At 39.1% G+C, this 16708-nt stretch carries 12 protein-coding genes; 7 read left to right on the top strand and 5 right to left on the bottom strand.

The genetic code is table 11. From position 1 onward, the window contains the following. Positions 1 to 52: 52 nt before the first annotated feature. The 3 genes from FLEMA_RS0123590 (at position 53) to FLEMA_RS0123570 (ending at position 3598) form a co-directional block, all read left to right on the top strand. The gene (locus FLEMA_RS0123590; protein WP_026996074.1) at positions 53 to 1606 is read left to right on the top strand and encodes a PepSY domain-containing protein; all 1554 of its coding nucleotides are present in this window, start codon (positions 53 to 55) and stop codon (positions 1604 to 1606) included. Between the two features lie 187 nt (positions 1607 to 1793). After that, entirely contained in the window at positions 1794 to 3086 is a 1293-nt protein-coding gene (locus tag FLEMA_RS0123580) for a PQQ-dependent sugar dehydrogenase (RefSeq protein ID WP_026997804.1), read from the top strand. 80 nt (positions 3087 to 3166) lie between these two features. Continuing rightward, positions 3167 to 3598, top strand: coding sequence for a c-type cytochrome (locus FLEMA_RS0123570; protein WP_026997803.1), 432 nt, complete (start codon positions 3167 to 3169; stop codon positions 3596 to 3598). Between the two features lie 254 nt (positions 3599 to 3852). Here the strand turns inward: FLEMA_RS0123570 and FLEMA_RS69745 are convergent, their stop codons facing one another. From FLEMA_RS69745 to FLEMA_RS69730, 4 genes are all read right to left on the bottom strand, one after another. Further along, complete coding sequence (locus FLEMA_RS69745) at positions 3853 to 4494, bottom strand: hypothetical protein (RefSeq protein ID WP_044171902.1); 642 nt, start codon at positions 4492 to 4494, stop codon at positions 3853 to 3855. A gap of 433 nt (positions 4495 to 4927) precedes the next feature. Further along, the gene (gene nhaD, locus FLEMA_RS69740) at positions 4928 to 6211 is read right to left on the bottom strand and encodes a sodium:proton antiporter NhaD (protein ID WP_044171901.1); all 1284 of its coding nucleotides are present in this window, start codon (positions 6209 to 6211) and stop codon (positions 4928 to 4930) included. A gap of 119 nt (positions 6212 to 6330) precedes the next feature. Then, the gene (locus FLEMA_RS69735; protein WP_174395951.1) at positions 6331 to 7533 is read right to left on the bottom strand and encodes a pyridoxal phosphate-dependent aminotransferase; all 1203 of its coding nucleotides are present in this window, start codon (positions 7531 to 7533) and stop codon (positions 6331 to 6333) included. Between the two features lie 264 nt (positions 7534 to 7797). Continuing rightward, positions 7798 to 9462, bottom strand: a complete 1665-nt coding sequence (locus FLEMA_RS69730; RefSeq protein ID WP_159102694.1) for a right-handed parallel beta-helix repeat-containing protein — start codon at positions 9460 to 9462, stop codon at positions 7798 to 7800. 186 nt (positions 9463 to 9648) lie between these two features. On the opposite strand from FLEMA_RS69730, the gene FLEMA_RS69725 reads away from it, so the two are divergent. The 4 genes from FLEMA_RS69725 to FLEMA_RS0123400 all read left to right on the top strand — a co-directional run bounded on the left by FLEMA_RS69725 (position 9649) and on the right by FLEMA_RS0123400 (position 13747). Further along, the gene (locus FLEMA_RS69725; RefSeq protein ID WP_044171898.1) at positions 9649 to 10473 is read left to right on the top strand and encodes a DUF3667 domain-containing protein; all 825 of its coding nucleotides are present in this window, start codon (positions 9649 to 9651) and stop codon (positions 10471 to 10473) included. A gap of 18 nt (positions 10474 to 10491) precedes the next feature. After that, positions 10492 to 11739 carry a metallophosphoesterase family protein gene (locus FLEMA_RS0123415; RefSeq protein ID WP_026997802.1) on the top strand — a complete coding sequence of 416 codons (1248 nt, stop codon included), beginning with the start codon at positions 10492 to 10494 and terminating at the stop codon, positions 11737 to 11739. 98 nt (positions 11740 to 11837) lie between these two features. Next, positions 11838 to 12473 carry a hypothetical protein gene (locus FLEMA_RS0123410; protein ID WP_026996069.1) on the top strand — a complete coding sequence of 212 codons (636 nt, stop codon included), beginning with the start codon at positions 11838 to 11840 and terminating at the stop codon, positions 12471 to 12473. A gap of 149 nt (positions 12474 to 12622) precedes the next feature. Continuing rightward, positions 12623 to 13747 (top strand): lactonase family protein, encoded by a 1125-nt coding sequence (locus tag FLEMA_RS0123400; protein WP_044171897.1) that lies wholly within the window; start codon positions 12623 to 12625, stop codon positions 13745 to 13747. Positions 13748 to 14029: 282 nt separating this feature from the next. Here FLEMA_RS0123400 and FLEMA_RS69720 read toward each other — a convergent pair whose 3' ends face one another. Next, positions 14030 to 16405 carry a VWD domain-containing protein gene (locus FLEMA_RS69720; protein WP_044171896.1) on the bottom strand — a complete coding sequence of 792 codons (2376 nt, stop codon included), beginning with the start codon at positions 16403 to 16405 and terminating at the stop codon, positions 14030 to 14032. Positions 16406 to 16708 lie beyond the last annotated feature (303 nt).

Below are 16708 nucleotides of genomic sequence, written 5' to 3'. Positions count from 1 at the left end.
TGCTCGTACAAAGCTATTTTGTACGAGCAGACCCCAAATAACACAATCAATCATGGAAACAACGCTTGAACAAAAATTAGCCCCAAAAGGAGGCTTCAAAAAAGTAGTTCAACGAAATATGTATCAGTGGCACAGAATTATCGGACTTATAACGGTTATTCCTGTGATATTCTGGACATTGTCGGGGCTTATGCACCCATTTATGTCACACTGGTTTAAGCCCAAAATTGCCAAAGAGTTTATCCTTGCCAGACCTATTCGTAAAGAGGCCATCAAATTGTCTTTGCAAGAGGTACTTCAGCAAAATGGTATTACTCAGCTCAAAAACTTTCGCTTGGTATCCTTTAAGCATCAAACCTATTATCAAATTAAGCGTGTAACCGATAAGCTGATTTATTTGAATGCCACTACTGGTCGTGAATTACCCAATGGCGATTTGGTATATGCCGAATGGATGGCTCGTGAACTTTCGCAAGATTCTACATCTACAATAAAGGCTATTACTGTTCAAAGCGAATTTGATAATCAGTACAAATTTGTCAATCGTTTATTACCTGTGTATAAAGTACAATTTGAACGTGCCGATGGCCTTGATGTATTTGTAGAAACAGAATCTACCCGAATGGCCACCTTCAATACCAATGCCCGAAAAACCTTTATCTGGATTTTTGATGTATTTCATAATTGGTCATTTTTAGAGGCTATTGCCAACAATTGGGTACGTATCACCGTCATGATATTACTATTAAGCATTATTATTATCTCGACACTTTCGGGTTTGGTTATTTATGGGTTTATGTGGGGAAAGTTCAAAAAGCCTCGCAACACACAAGACCAAGTGGGTATTCTTCGTAAATATCACCGACAAATTGGGCTTTGGGTAAGCTTTGTTACCTTTACTTTTGCTTTTTCTGGAGCGTATCATGCTACCAAAAAATATACTCCCGACGAGCGTCTAAAGTTTGTTTATGACCCTATCTTTAAAACAGAACAAATACAACAGGCTTCGTTAGGGCTAAATTTACCTTGGGAAAAAGTGGTAAACCTTTCACTAGCCAAACTCAAAGACCAAGTATATTATCAGGTATTTTTCAAAAAAGAGGACGACAATACCCCTCAGCCTATTTTTGTTAATGCTACCACAGGAACAGAACTCAAAGGGGCAACCATCGAATATGCCAAATACTTAGCCAACAAGTTTTCTAACATGGCAAAACCCCTAGAGTCGGATGCAAGTATTGACTGCTGCGAGCCTACAGCCGATGTTCCTAATGTTGCTATTAATGAGGCAAATTTGCTCAAAACCGACTATCTAACCAAGTTTGACCGTGAATATGGTTTTGTCAATAAAAGATTACCTGTTGTAAAACTGGCCTACAATACGCCCGACAATACAACCTATTATATCGAAACAGCTACAGGCCGTTTGGCTACTAAAGTAGAGAATAGTGACCGCCGAGAAGGGTTGAGTTTTGCGGTATTGCATAAATATTTTTTGATGGAATGGGCTGGCAAAGATATTCGAGACATGGTAACGCTAATTTCTGCATTGGGTGTATTGGTGGTATCGGTGTTTGGATTAGTTTTATTTTTGAAAATAAAATAAGACCCAAATAGAAAGGTTTTGGGTAGATAATACCTGTTTTTATTTTAACCAATAAAAAAGAATAGAACAATCTAGGCAAATTTGTAGTTTTGAAAAGGAATATTAAACGATTACGAAATACAAATTTCGATTACTTAGGTACAATCCAATTAAAGATCCTTTAGAACAAACACTAACTAAATTCAGTATGAAAAAATCTATTCTTGTAGTTTCCTTGCTTAGCTTATTAGCATCTATCAATATTCAAGCGGAAACAGGCCCTAAAAAAACAACAAAAGTGGCAAAAATAAAGGCCGATGTTGATAATGGAGGCTTGTTGTTGCCCAAAGGCTTTGGTGCATTGGTAGTAACCGAAGGTGTAGGAAAAGCCCGTCATTTAACGGTAAATAGCAATGGCGATATTTATGTACGTTTGAGCAAGCTAAGCGGAGGAAACGGTACAGTATTGCTAAAAGATACCAACGGCGACGGTAAGGCCGACGAAACTACTACTTTTGGTAATTTTACAGGTACAGGTGTGGTTATTGGCAATGGGTATTTGTATGCCTCTTCAGACTCGTCGGTAGTGAGGTATCCGATAAAAAATGGAAAAGTTGACGAAAAAACTCCCGAAACCATCGTTACAGGTTTGGAACTTTACAGCGAACATGGTACTAAGTCAATTGAACTAGACGATAAAGGACATTTGTATGTAACTTTTGGTGCACCATCAAACGCTTGTCAAGAAAAAAATCGTCAGAAAGGCTCTAAGGGCATGGACCCTTGTCCTATTTTAGATTGGCATGGTGGAATTTGGCAGTTTGATGCCAACAAAAAGAACCAAAAACAAGCCGATGGATTGCGTTATGCCACAGGATTGAGAAATGTAGTAGGACTTGATTGGAACAAACAAACAGGCGAATTGTATGCTATGCAGCACGGTCGTGACCAACTTACTACTTTGTATCCTAATTTGTACAATGCCGAGCAAAGTGCTGAATTGCCTTCTGAGGAATTCTTGTTGGTAAAAAAAGGTTCTGATTTTGGCTGGCCATATTGTTATCATGACCGTTTTCAGAACAAAAAAGTGTTAGCACCCGAATATGGTGGCGATGGCAAAATTCAAGAGCGTTGTGAAGGAAAAGACCAACCTATTATGGCTTTTCCTGCTCACTGGGCTCCCAATGCTTTGATGTTTTATACAGGGAATATGTTTCCAGCCAAATACAAAAACGGAGCATTTATTTGTTTTCATGGTTCATGGAATCGTGCCCCATTAAAGCAAGGAGGCTATTTTGTAGCATTTGTTCCTTTTGGTAAAAATGGAAAACCTTCGGGCGAATACGAAGTATTTGCAGAAGGCTTTGCGGGTGGTGCTGAAATAAAAAATCCTGGCGATGCCAAGGCTCGTCCTGTAGGCTTGGCACAAGGTGCCGATGGCTCTATTTATATCAGCGACTCGGTAAAAGGGAAGGTGTGGCGAGTTATATACAACAAGTAGTGATCTAAAATTCTTATTGAGCGGTTAAATGTAATTTTAATCGCTCAATTGCTTTCTATATTCTTATTTTCAGTTCAATCATGAAATCACTTTTTACATTAGGATTGTTGCTTTGCTTGATAAGTACTGCAATGATTTCTCCAAAAACAACCCCCATTCCTAGTGCCAAAACACAGTATCAGTATGCAATGGCTGACTCAGGAAAGGCTATTTACGAAACATATTGCCTGGTATGCCATCAGGAAGATGGCAGTGGTGTACCCAATATGAACCCTCCTCTGATAAAAACCGACTGGGTTTTGGGCGATTCAGCACGATTAATCAATGTGGTATTGAAGGGGCTAAAAGGTGAAGAAATCAATGGCGATAGTTATTCAAATGAAATGCCTGCTCATGACTTTCTAACCGATAAACAAATTGCCGAAGTACTGACGTATGTACGAAGTAGCTTTGGCAACACGGCATCGGCTATCAAACCCGAATATGTGAAAATACAAAGACAGAAAAAATAGAGGTATTGTGTCTTAAAATAAAAATACTAATACAAAGAGCTAAATTGAAGTGCTCAATGATAAGTATTATTTTCTGAGATTCAATAATGGATTAAGGTATTGGCTACCTTTAAAAAGACTACAACATAAGTTATCCCAAATTTAGTGATTTGTGATTTAGTGAATAGGCCCAAGGCTATCTCAATATGTTGAGTTTTTCAAATACTAACTTTTTTTCTAAAAAATCACTAAATCACCCATTCACAATTCAATCTCTACTGCGACAATATATCATCACTTTTTACGGAAAACTTATACATTTTTTCGCCCGAAGGAGAACGCAATTTTACTACATAACTTCCACTCGTAAGGGTATAAAGGGGTTTTAAAACTACATTATTATCGTTGGTAAGCTCCAACTCACAAGGAACACCCAAGCCCGACTCTGTACCTACCAAAGCAGTTATATTGGTATTATTGTCTACAGCTACACTAATAATATCCCTATCGCTTTGTTTAAGTACCGAAACAGGACTATTGGGTTTGGCTTGTAAAGGTGCATACACATAAAACTTCCCATCGCTTTCGTACTCTACAATACGATAATTTTCGGTGTTTCGCATGGCTTTAGAGTCTATAAAAGTAAATTGGAGTCGCTCATCAGCTATTGACTCTTTTACTTCTATTTCTCGGATGTCGAAAAAAGTTTCATTGTCTTTACTTCGTTGAACAATAAACCGAGCTGGCCTATGGCCTTCGCTAGTAACCCATGTAAGAACCGCACGGTTACCCTCGTTGACTTGAATCGTGAAGAGAATTTCTTTGTTGGAGCGGGTTTTGATTTGTGCAAGGGCACAGAAGGATAGCCCTAAAAACAGGAATCCTGTCATAGTTAAATACTTTACTACTTGTTTCATTGAGGTTTGATGGAATAATATTTATGGGTTCAAGTGTTCTTTACAATAAGCTATTTGGCGGTAATACAATATGATAGACTATTATAAAAACACCCAAATATAGAATTATTCCAACAATTAATTAAACAAAAAAATAATATTATTTAATTTTAAGCTTATAAACATAAGTCATCCTAAATTTTAGGTATAGTAAAAGAGACCCCCTATTTGTGTTGACAGGGATTCATGAGGTTGTCAAGTGGACTTTGATGAGGCTTAGCCTTTGCTCAAATAAGAAAGATTGAGCTACTATTCATGAAAAAGGCGTTCGAAAAACTGATTTCGAACGCCTTTTTATATTAAATGTCAGCATGACACATCTTTAGCCACAAAGCATTGGATCTCCACTAGTGAAAATCATAGTCAAAAATAACCACTAATTCACTAGCTCACTTCAGCTAAAAAGTAAATAAACTCCAATACCAGCAAAATAGCCAATAAGAGCAGGTAAGCTGATTTTGCGAACATACCAGATAAAATCTATTTTTTCCATACCCATTACTGCAACACCCGCTGCCGAACCAATAATCAAAATACTTCCACCTGTACCAGCACAATAAGCCAAAAACTCCCAAATTTTAGAATCTGTAGGAAAGTGAGCTAAATCGTACATTCCCATCGATGCCGCTACCAATGGCACATTGTCGATAACCGCCGAAGCTAATCCAATGGCAATTACAATAATATCTTGATTACCAATGGTTTTGTCCATCCAAACAGCTAAGTTATTCAACAAATGTGTAGACTCAAGAGCCCCGATAGCAATTAAAATACCAAGAAAAAATAAAATACTAGAGGTATCTATTTTGCTCAAAGCATAAGCCACCGAAAAAGGCTTGCGTTCTTCTTCATCTTTGCCACTATGAAGTATTTCAGACACTATCCAAACAACCCCTAAACCCAACAAAATACCCATATAAGGAGGTAAATGAGTAACCGTCTTGAAAATAGGTACAAACAAAAGCGTTCCCAAACCTACTACTAACATAATGATAGAATTTTGGGTTTTTAGCACAAGTTGATGCTTGTTTTCTTCAACAAAATCATCTTGAGGTAACCTCTTTATAGTCCCTTTCAAACGAGCCGAAATAATCACTAAAGGAATAAGTAACGATATTAGACTAGGGAAAAATAACCCTTTAATAATATGGCTTGGCGTAATCTGACCGCCAATCCAAAGCATAGTAGTAGTTACATCACCAATAGGCGACCAAGCTCCTCCTGAATTGGCGGCAATAATAACAACACCAGCAAAAAGTCGGCGTGTTTCTGGGTCTTTGATAAGTTTACGTACTACCGAAATCATAACGATTGCCGTAGTAAGATTGTCGAGGGCCGCAGACAAAAAGAAGGTAATAACGCTCACAATCCAGAGTAATGTAATCTTATTTTTACTTGTGATACGGTCGGTAATAAGCTTAAAACCATGATGAGCATCGACAAGCTCGACGATGGTCATAGCTCCTAACAAAAAGAAAAGGATTTCGGATACACTGCCCAAATGGTGCGATAAATCGGCTACGACGTTGTCGACCTCATGCTGACTACCAATAGCATAGACCGTCCAGCAAAGTACTCCTGTTAGCAAAGCCGTAGCTGTTTTGTTGATTTTGATAGGGTGTTCGAGGGCTATAGCAAGATAGCCAATCACAAAGATAAGAATGATAGAAAGTAACATAGGAATGAGTTTTGATTATCAACCAATAGACAAATAAAAGCGAAAGAGCTTAGAAAAGCAAAGTCCTTGCCAACACTAGGCTGGCAAGGACTTCTATTGGTAATTCTCTAAAAGAGTGATTATTTCAATTTAGCAACAGCTACTTTAATTCTTTCGCAAGCTTCAGCCAACTGTTCGTCGGCAGCAGCCGTAGAAATACGCATACAGTTAGGTGCACCAAAGCCCGAACCTGCTACAGTAGCTACAAACGCCTCGGCCAATAACCACAAACAGAAATCATCTGAGTTGTTGATGGTAGTAACGCCATCGGTTTTGCCAAAATAATAGCTAATATCTGGGAATGCGTAGAATGCTCCGTCGGGCATATTTACTTTAAAACCAGGAATTTCACGCAATAAGCCTACTACCAACTTACGACGACGGTCATAAGCTTCTTTCATTTTGTAAGCTTCGTCTAAAGGGCCATTGAATGCTGCTACGGCTGCTTTTTGGGCAATCGAGCATGTACCTGAAGTAACCTGCCCTTGTAATTTCTCTAAACCTTCGGCAATCCATTTGGCAGAAGCCGTAAAGCCGATTCTCCAACCTGTCATAGCATGACCTTTGGCAACACCGTTTACAGTAATAACACGGTCTTTGATAGCAGGAATCGAACCAATCGAGAAATGCCCACCTTCTGTAAAGTTGATGTATTCGTAAATCTCATCAGCCAAAACAAAGATATTAGGGTGTTTTTCAACGATAGCTGCAATAGCTCTTAGTTCTTCTTCTGTATAAACCGACCCTGTTGGGTTATTTGGCGAAGCAAACATCACCAACTTTGTTTTTGGTGTAATCGCTGCTTCAAATTGCTCAGGAGTAACTTTGAAGTTGTTTTCAAAAGAACCCTCTACAATTACCGAAGTACCTTCGGCCAATTTTACCATTTCTGAGTACGATACCCAGTACGGTGCAAAAATGATTACCTCTTCACCTGGATTAACCAATACCGAAATAGCATTAGCCAATGCGTGTTTAGCTCCTGTTGAAACTACAATATTTTCAGCACCCCATTCAAGGTTATTGTCACGTTTGAGTTTATCAGCAATTGCTTTACGCAAATCAGGATAACCAGCTACTGGTGAATAACCATGAAAGCCAGCATCGATAGCATCCTTGGCTGCATCACAAATATGCTTGGGTGTTTTAAAATCTGGCTCACCTACAGAAAGGCTGATAACTTTATGACCTTGTGCTGCTAATTCACGAGCTTTTTTGGTCATTCCCAACGTAGCCGACTCTTCTAATGCGTTGATTCGACTTGATAATAATTCGACAGACATTGTTTTTGTTATTTCGGATTATGAAAAAGTATGTTGAGGCTTGAGATTGTATCAATACCTCCAAAAATTGTACAAAATTACTTGATGTTGTTTTGTGAAGCTAACTTTTTTTTAAATAATTAACAATCAGTTTATTTTTTTAGAAAAATAATAAATAAATGCCTTTTGTATTGCTGTTTTGTTAAAATACTGGCTATTTCGATAAGGTTTTTTAAATAAATAAAAATATGGGTTTTGCCAAAAATAGAGGCTGAGTATACAAAATCATAAACCTAATACCAGATTGCCATTGGCTACGATATTGACTTGTCCATAATTGAATACTTGCTTGGCTCTAGCAAGGCTTTGGATACTAATTATGTGGCTATTTTGAATCATTACGGTATCGCAAGCAATAGGTATACAGTTGCAGTCCCAAGTAGTAGTACTGTGCCAAGCCCCCGAAGATATACTTTTGATAATGGTGTTTTCGTATTCGTCGGCACCCGCATCAGGGTATGTTCCGTATAGGCGGCTTCCTCCACCAAAGTCAGTATTGCCTCGGTTCACTGCCAAATCGGCAATTCCGATGGCCTTAGAATTACACAATAACCTGAAATCTCCCAATGCAGCATTCATAAAGCTTGGTTGGCCAACAACCGACTGGCGGTCTTGATTTGTAGCGTTTTGATAATTGCTAAAAGCATAATAAGGGGTTGAATTATAAACAAATAGTAAGTTTGACAGGCTTCCGTCCGAAAACCAAAGGTTATGATTTAGTTGTAAGTTGATATAAGAACTATATGAATTAAGAATTCGAGAACGGTTGCCATTGTGAAAGATATTGTTTTTGACGACCGAATTTTTAGAAAAATCCAAGGTGATCTCGCCAAAGTCGGTAGGGCTTGTTTCTTCGGGTTCTAGGGTATTTTGAAAATTGTTGTAAGAGGTATTATAAACAATAGCCGAGCTATCAACCCACCCTCCGTAGGCACTATTAAGCCCGCCCATACTAAAGCCCGCCCTAGTATTGTTGTAGGCTATGTTATTTCTGAGGGTATCTCTTGAGGCATATTGATTAGGCGTTTCGCAGTTAATAGCAAAGCCCCTTTGGCAGTTGTATACTTTATTCCGCTCGGCGGTAATATTCCTAGCTCCATCAATATAAATCCCCGCCGCCAAAGCTACAGGACTTTTACAGTTATAAACCACATTATTGAAGATTTTGCCCCGACGAGCATAGGTATTTAAACCATGAAAACCACCTGCCACAATACCTATATTCTTGATATTGTATACGATATTTTCTTCAATAACAAAATTATCGACATTGCCGCTTACCTGAATCCCCTCGCTATATCCTGTTCGGCAATCGTGTACTCTATTGCCCTTTATCAAAAACGTATGAGCTGGTATTGTGTTGATATTTCGTACTACAATAGGATTGGTATTGAGCGAGTAATTTTGTAAAGGAGAAACATCATTACTCGAAAAATGAATCTGCTCTATTTCATTATTCAGAATTTCGATATGATGCGAGGCTTCAATAATAGCAATACCTTTTGAGTAATTACCAATATAATTCCTGATTTTTAAACCCTTGATTCTTACATACGACTGATTGACAATTACGACACCTTCTTTGGGCGAATTGCTTACTTCTGTTCCATCCAAAATAACAGTTTCATTTTGGTAGGGTTCAATTGATAGAAACCCCGAAATATTGCCCGACTTGAAAATAAAGACGGCTTCTTTGAAAGTTCCAGCCCTCAAATAAATCGTAGTAGGCTGGCCGTTGGGGGCGGTATAGAGGGCATCTGCAATTTTGTTGAAAGGCCTAGCTATTGTGCCATTGCCTCCAGCAGGAGCATTGGCCTGTACAAAAATAATGGTTTGGGCAAAAGAAATATGCGTGCAAACCATTAATAATAAGTAGATTATCGTTTTCATAAGTGTTATGGTATTAGGCTGAGTTGCTAGGGTGAAGATAAGAAAGTTTAGACGATAAAACACCTCCTGAATAAATGAATTGAGGAGATAATTCAGAGAATCGTATAGGATAAAATAGCCCATCTTTCTTTCTAAAACCTGATGAACTAATTATCTTGCAAGCTAAACCGGCTAATAACCTATTCTATGAGTCATACCCATACTGCTATTCAGTGTAAAAATTGTAAAAATGAGTTTCATGGGCATTATTGCCCCAATTGTGGACAAAAAGCCAAAACCAAACGACTCCATTTTAATGACATATTTTCGGAATTACTCAATGCCTTTACTTACCTAAACAGAGGAATACTGTTTACTATCAAAGAGCTTACTTTACGCCCTGGGCATAGTATCCGTGAATATGTTGAGGGTAAAAGAGTGGTACATTTTCATCCTGTCAATTATTTGTTAATGATAGGAGGGCTTAGTACTTGGATTTATATAACCTTTTGGGGTAACTTTTTTGATATAAAATCTTTAGTAGGCCCAATGACTGCCCAAGATAGGAAAATGGTGTTACCTTTTGTAGAAAAAATTTTACACTTTGCCTTTGAAAACTATACCTATCAGCTAATGATTAGTATTATTATGTATGGTTTTTTTTCGAGTAGAATTTTGGGTAATAGTCGATACAATTTTACGGAAGGTGTTGTCCTCAACCTTTTTCTACTGTCTCATGCCGAACTCATTAAATTGCTGTTGTTTCCTTTTCAGATATTCGGGAAAGCCCATTTAATCCTCTTAATTGTACATGGTATCGTAGCATCTTTACTAACGAGTGCCTATATTATTTGGGCTTATATTCAATTTTTTGAAGAAAAAAACATTTGGCGAGGTATCGGTAAGGCTTTTTTGGTGATATTGGCTACGGCAGTTTGTATTGGCCTTATTTCGGGCATAGGGGGTTTTCTGTTTGGGTTGTATTCCAAGCATCATATTCACTTACCTTTTTTGAGCAATTTAGTGCCTTAGTATTTAAAAGGAACAATCATGAAAATATTACATACTGCCGATTGGCATTTAGGAAAACGTTTAGATAACTTTTCACGGCTAGAAGAACAAAAAGAAGTACTCACCGAAATTTGTGAAATTGCCGAACAGCAACAAGTAGACGCAGTGATAGTTGCAGGCGATTTGTTCGACAACTTTAATCCATCTGCCGAGGCTACCGAGTTGTTATACAGTACCTTGCATCGGCTTTCGCACAATGGCACTAGGGCCGTAATTGCTATTGCAGGCAATCATGATTCGCCCGAACGCATTGAAGTACCCGACGCACTGGCACGGGCTTGCGGAATTATTTTTGTGGGCTATCCCAATACGGCTATTCAGCCATTTGCTACACAAGCGGGCTTGGTTATTACAAAGGCCGACAAGGGTTTTGTCGAAATTCAGCTACCTAATCAAAAAGTACCTTTACGATTAATATTAACGCCTTATGCCAACGAACTAAGGCTAAAAACGTATCTGGGGGTAGACAATACCGACAGTGGCCTACGAGAACACCTTCAGCAACATTGGCAGGATTTGGCCAATCGGTATTTCGACGAGCAAGGTGTCAATATCTTGGCGACACATTTGTTTATGATGAAAAAAGGAGGTGAACAACCCGAAGAACCCGACGACGAAAAGCCTATTTTGCATGTTGGAGGGGCATCTGTTATTTATTCTGAAAATATCCCTTCCCAAACCCAATATGTAGCTTTGGGGCATTTGCATCGGTATCAAACCGTAGATACATCGCCGTGTCCGATTGTGTATTCGAGTAGCCCGTTGGCCTATAGCTTTTCGGAAGCCAACCAAACCAAATATGTGGTATTGATAGAAGCCGAACCAGCCACAGAGGTGGTAACTATGCCTATTGCCCTAGAAAAAGGGAAAAAACTGATGCGTGCCAAATTTACGGCTGTCGACGATGCCTTGGCTTGGTTAGAGGTTCATCAAGAGGCCATTGTACAAATCACAATGGTAACAGATAACTATTTGGAGTCGGGCGATAAAAAACGATTGATGGATGCTCATGCCATGATGTTGCCAATTGTACCAGAAGTAAAACAAAACAAACAGCACTTAGATGCCCAAAATAGTAAGATGGTTTTGCTAGACGAAAAATTCCAGTCGATGGAAGAATTGTTTATCGAATACTTCAAAAATAGCAAAGAGGGTAAAGGACAAACCCCCAGCGATTCGGTTATGAATTTATTCAAGGAAATACAATCTTTAGATATTTATGAATAATTATTGTAGAGCAAGCAACGCTTTTTGTCGACATACAGTCATGTACTAATGAAACGTTTCACTTTCCCATATTGTAGAATAGTTAAACCCAAGTACAGATGAAAAAACAATTGTTATTATTAATGATGGCTATTGCAGGCCTATTTGTAATTAGTTGTCAGTCGCAAGAAGTGTCACCTTCTGACAATACCGATGGCGATTTAGAAGCAATTCAGGTTTCGGCTGCTCGTACTGCCGCCGATGCCGATACTGTAACCAAGCAAAAATGTAAAGGAAAACTTACGCCAATCGACTCTACTGCATTACCGAGTGCTATAATTACCTATATCAATACAAATTATGCTGGTGCTCAAGTAAAATTTGCAGCAACCGATTCATTAGGTCAGTATGTTGTGGGTGTTTTATTGAATAAAGTTCATACAGGGTTGTTGTTCGATGCCAGCGGCATATTCAAACAAACTTTGGCTCATTATGGTCGCAAAGCCAAGCTTACAGAGGTAGATATTACAACTTTGGCTACGTCGGTAACAAGCTATATTACTACCAATTATGCAGGGTATACCATTAAGCATGCCGGTACGGCTACCGATGGTACATTGTATGTATCTATCAATAATGGAACAGATAGAAAAGTTTTGGTATTTGATACCACAGGTACATTCTCGAAGGTTGCCGATGTACCGCCAATGAACGGTGGCCGTGGCAAAGGGAAGGGCAAAGGCAAAGGTCATTGATTTTTGGGCGAAAGCCATTCTATAAAAACAATATTCAGCCACGTTCTAAAAATAGAACGTGGTTTTTTCTGTAATAAAATACCATTTTTTACCAATAGCATACTAACTTAGTTGGGTATTTATAATCATGCTAACCCCCCAACTATCCAGTGAAAAAAATATCAATTTTATTAAGCCTATTTTTGGTTTGGTCGTCGGCTATATTGGCTCAAGCACCTCAAGAGTTTTATGTTTTGGTAGGCACTTACACTTCCAAAGCTAGTAAAGGTATTTATGTATATAAGTTTAATACAGCTACAGGCGAACTACAGTTTTCGAGTGTGGTAAGTGGCGTTAAAAACCCTTCTTTTATTACGCTTTCGCCCAATCAAAAATTTGCCTATTCGGTAGGCGAAACCGATGGCGATGGTACTGTCAATGCCTTTAGTTTTGACAAACAGTCTGGAAGTTTATCTTTCCTCAATAGCGAGTCTGCTGGTGGGGCTGGGCCTTGCCATATTACCACCGACCGTACAGGCAAATGGGTAATAGCGGGTAATTATGGCGGAGGTAGTTTGAGTATTTTGCCAATTTTGGGCAATGGTACAGTCGGAAAAGCTACCCAAACGATTCAACATACAGGGCACTCGGTCAACGCAAGTCGCCAAGAAAAACCTCACGTTCATTCTATCAACGTAGCTCCCAACAATCAAGATGTTTTTGTACCAGACCTAGGTGTCGACAAAATCTATACTTATTCATTAGATACGCAAAAAGGACTCTTGAATGAAGGTAAACCCGCTTATACAAGTTCTATAGCAGGCTCGGGGCCACGTCATTTTACCTTTCATCCTAATGGCAAATGGGCTTATGTCATCGAAGAGCTTTCGGCTACCGTTACAGCCTATCGTTATCAGAAAGGAGGCTTGAAGGCTACTCAAACGATTTCTACTTTGCCAGCCGACTATACAGGCAAAAAATGGTGTGCTGATATTCATATTTCGCCCGATGGCAAGTTTTTATATGCCTCTAATCGTTCTCATGAAAGTATTACCGTATATGCCATTAATACCAAAACAGGTCAACTTACTTGGGTTGATAACACCAATGTAGCAGGCAAAACCCCACGAAACTTTGCGATAGACCCAACAGGAAACTATATTTTGGTAGCCAACCAAGACAGCGATAATATTACTATATTCAAAAGAGATAAAGCCACAGGGAAATTTACCTATACAGGAACGTCGGTTGAAGTGTCTATGCCAGTATGTTTACAATGGGCCAATGTAAAATAGGGCTGAGTGGATAAGGTAAATAGTAAATAGAAATAAAGAGAGCGTAGGTAAAAGCTTTGAGAACCCCATTGATACATTATCACGGTTTAAGTTGTTGCAATTATTCTTTTAAGAAATCTGCCAAAATCAGCGAAATGTAATGAACATTTTTTGTATTCAATGTACTTCAATAGTTGATTTTACAGATAGGAATAGGTAGTGATTTAGCATCTCCATAGTGTTTTTACAACTAATAAATAAACCGTGATAATAGGGGGGGATTTTATTGCATTGATTCACAAGCTATTTTTGAATTTTAATATCTAACATAAACCATCTTGCTCCTGTTTTGCCTGCCACATCGCCCGTGCCTGTAATTCTGAATACACCTTTTTTCCCTTCTTGGGTAATAAAGGCATATAAGTATTGATTTTGTAAAATGCTTGGTTTGCACGCATTGCCCTGCGTGGAGGCATCCAGAAATACGCTGGTATTGGTAAAGGTTTCGGAAGCATTGAGCGACACCTTTACTAAGTTGCTAATATCTGTTGGCGAATGAATATTGTTCCATTGGCTTAGAGCTAAGGTATTGGCAGGGTTGGAGGTATCTAAATAGCGAATTTGTCCTGTTTTGTAGGCTTGCCAATTGAGCGATTGTAAGGTTTGGTTAATAACCGATGTTCCGCATGAACTACCACATGTTTTGGGATAAATACTCATCATCAAGTTGCTATTACAGTTAGGTACAACAAGCAAATCTATATTTTTACTCTGCCCAACACCTGTAGCAAGGCTGTAGACTTTTCCATTATCTAAATCCAAAGCACAAAGGGCATCGGTGTCTTTCTGAGAACTACCCGTTTCTATTCTAACATTTTGGAATAGAGTTAAATCGGTACTTATCGCCGAAACAACCGTTGGTTCTATTTCCATAGCCCATTTGGCAGATTTTACGAGGCTGTTGTCGCCTGTAACCAGAACATCATAGACACAATAGCTAAGAAAAGGCTCTTCTGAAATTCCTGCGGCTTTACAAGTATTGGTAGCTTGCTGCTGTTGGCTGGCCAAAAAGCTAGGTGGAGCTTGTGGAAAAGCCTTATTGGTATAAGAATCGGTATTTTTGCCAGCATCATACACAAACAGTGAATTGCTTTGTTGAATACGCCAACTGTCGGCATAGCTAGGATACAACTCGCCAAAAGAATAGCTAATAGCCTTGCCGTTCGACAATTGTAGGTCGTTGGTGGTATTGCCATCAAAATTGCCCAAAATACCATTTACTTTGCCTTTCCGAGTACTATTAAGCGATACCAGATAGTCGAGGTGATAGGTGTAGGGCCTAATCACGACTTCGTCTTTATTGCCAGTTACAATATGGATTTCGTAGCTATTTTTGGCAATATAGGCTTTGTTGGTTAGGGTTTTTGTGGTAAAAGAATTGTCTAATACTTGGCCATTGACAATGATTTTGGCAGGATTGACATATACCGAAACAATATCGTTATTGAGGCGAATTGCTAGGGCTGTATTGACAGTTGCTAGGGTATTGGTACTATTTTGCCAAGGTTGTTGGCGTACCTGTATTTCTAAATTATCATTAGAAGCCTTCGTTGCAATAAACTCCCCAAATCCCTGAAAGCTATAACCAAGGCCATCCAAAGTTCTGATGTGTGGGTCGCCAGCACTATTGGCGGGTTTGTTTTCTTCTGGTATATCCTTGTCGTCGGGATTGCATTGACAAGCTGCGTCGGCCAAGGCATCCATAGCACCGCCACCTGTATCACAGTTTTCTTGGAGAGCATTGACTAATTTTTTAGCCATTTCTGGATCCGAAGGAACAACCCCATTAACGGCCTGTTCGGCCAAGTTAAAAGCGTTGTCAACACAAGGCGGTGGCGAGGCCTCCGAGCTACCACCACAGGCAATTGCTGGCTTGCCGTCGGCTGCACGCCCCAAGGCTACTGCCAATTTGCCACAATCAGAGCCAACGCCTTTTAGTGCATCAATAACCTCCTTTTTACCCAAAATTGTACCAACAGCACCCCCAAAAGCCGAACTCAAATTACCTGCACAACTCTCAAGCCCAGCGGCAATATATGCTCCTGCTACAGCATTGTACACGGCATCGTTACAGGTATTGGGTGCGGCAATTCTGCCACTCGGAAAGTTATTGACACCCATCGTAGTGATTTGTTTGTAGGAAAGAGCCAGTTGGAAGTAGTCGGATGTAAGAGCAAAGCCTTGTTTTTGTGCCAATAAACCGTATTGGGCATTACTATACCCATAAAATTGTAGGTCGACTGTGCTTTTGGCTAGGTTATAATTACTAAAAACAAGGCGTTCGCCAGTGCTATAAATAATGTTGCTAAGCCTATATTCGTTATCGAGCCAATACAAAATTTTGCGTTGGTCGGCCTGCCTAATTGCCATAACGCCTTTTATACTTTTGAGCCGCCCACTGTTGGTTTTGTTGCCCGAAATGACAAAAGTGTAGCCAGCCTCTTTGTTGATAACTATAAGCCCTACGGTACTATTTTTATTTTCAAAAAGATAGCTTTTTGCACTTTGTACTCCCACTATATCTTGGGCGGTTGGGGTAGGGTTCTCGACTACTTTTTTGCTACATGCAGCTATGAATACAAGCAATAAACATAAAGGAAGGATGGAAAGAGATTTCATACATATCGGCTGTTAAAGGTATTACTATTACTGTCACAAGGCATACCGTAAAGTTAGACCAAATGCAAGGCTTCCACAATTACCTGATAGGTGTGCCAAATGATTGTAAATAAGTGCGTTATTGATTTTTGATGACGAGGAAATAACCCAAAAGGGTTATTGAGGTAAAAACAAGATTGATAAATATCATTGTATAGGCTGTGTATAACTTATTTTTCTAAAATGATGATTGAGATATTTTTGCAAGTTTTTAAAAAGGTAAATCAGTGGTAAAACTGACTTTCTCAAAAGGCTTTGCCTTAA

The organism is Flectobacillus major DSM 103 (genome assembly GCF_000427405.1).
GTDB lineage: Bacteria > Bacteroidota > Bacteroidia > Cytophagales > Spirosomataceae > Flectobacillus > Flectobacillus major.
The sequence above is the reverse complement of the archived record's forward strand: the minus strand, read 5'-3'. Positions and strand labels throughout refer to the sequence as shown.

Excerpts from the sequence above, each read along its gene's own strand:
- FLEMA_RS0123410 (WP_026996069.1), top strand. The coding sequence starts at position 11,838 with ATGAAAAAACAATTGTTATTATTAATGATGGCTATTGCAGGCCTATTT.
- FLEMA_RS69730 (WP_159102694.1), bottom strand. The coding sequence starts at position 9,462 with ATGAAAACGATAATCTACTTATTATTAATGGTTTGCACGCATATTTCT.
- FLEMA_RS69745 (WP_044171902.1), bottom strand. The coding sequence starts at position 4,494 with ATGAAACAAGTAGTAAAGTATTTAACTATGACAGGATTCCTGTTTTTA.
- FLEMA_RS0123590 (WP_026996074.1), top strand. The coding sequence starts at position 53 with ATGGAAACAACGCTTGAACAAAAATTAGCCCCAAAAGGAGGCTTCAAA.
- FLEMA_RS0123415 (WP_026997802.1), top strand. The coding sequence starts at position 10,492 with ATGAAAATATTACATACTGCCGATTGGCATTTAGGAAAACGTTTAGAT.
- FLEMA_RS69725 (WP_044171898.1), top strand. The coding sequence starts at position 9,649 with ATGAGTCATACCCATACTGCTATTCAGTGTAAAAATTGTAAAAATGAG.
- FLEMA_RS69735 (WP_174395951.1), bottom strand. The coding sequence starts at position 7,533 with ATGTCTGTCGAATTATTATCAAGTCGAATCAACGCATTAGAAGAGTCG.
- FLEMA_RS69720 (WP_044171896.1), bottom strand. The coding sequence starts at position 16,405 with ATGAAATCTCTTTCCATCCTTCCTTTATGTTTATTGCTTGTATTCATA.
- FLEMA_RS0123580 (WP_026997804.1), top strand. The coding sequence starts at position 1,794 with ATGAAAAAATCTATTCTTGTAGTTTCCTTGCTTAGCTTATTAGCATCT.
- nhaD (WP_044171901.1), bottom strand. The coding sequence starts at position 6,211 with ATGTTACTTTCTATCATTCTTATCTTTGTGATTGGCTATCTTGCTATA.
- FLEMA_RS0123570 (WP_026997803.1), top strand. The coding sequence starts at position 3,167 with ATGAAATCACTTTTTACATTAGGATTGTTGCTTTGCTTGATAAGTACT.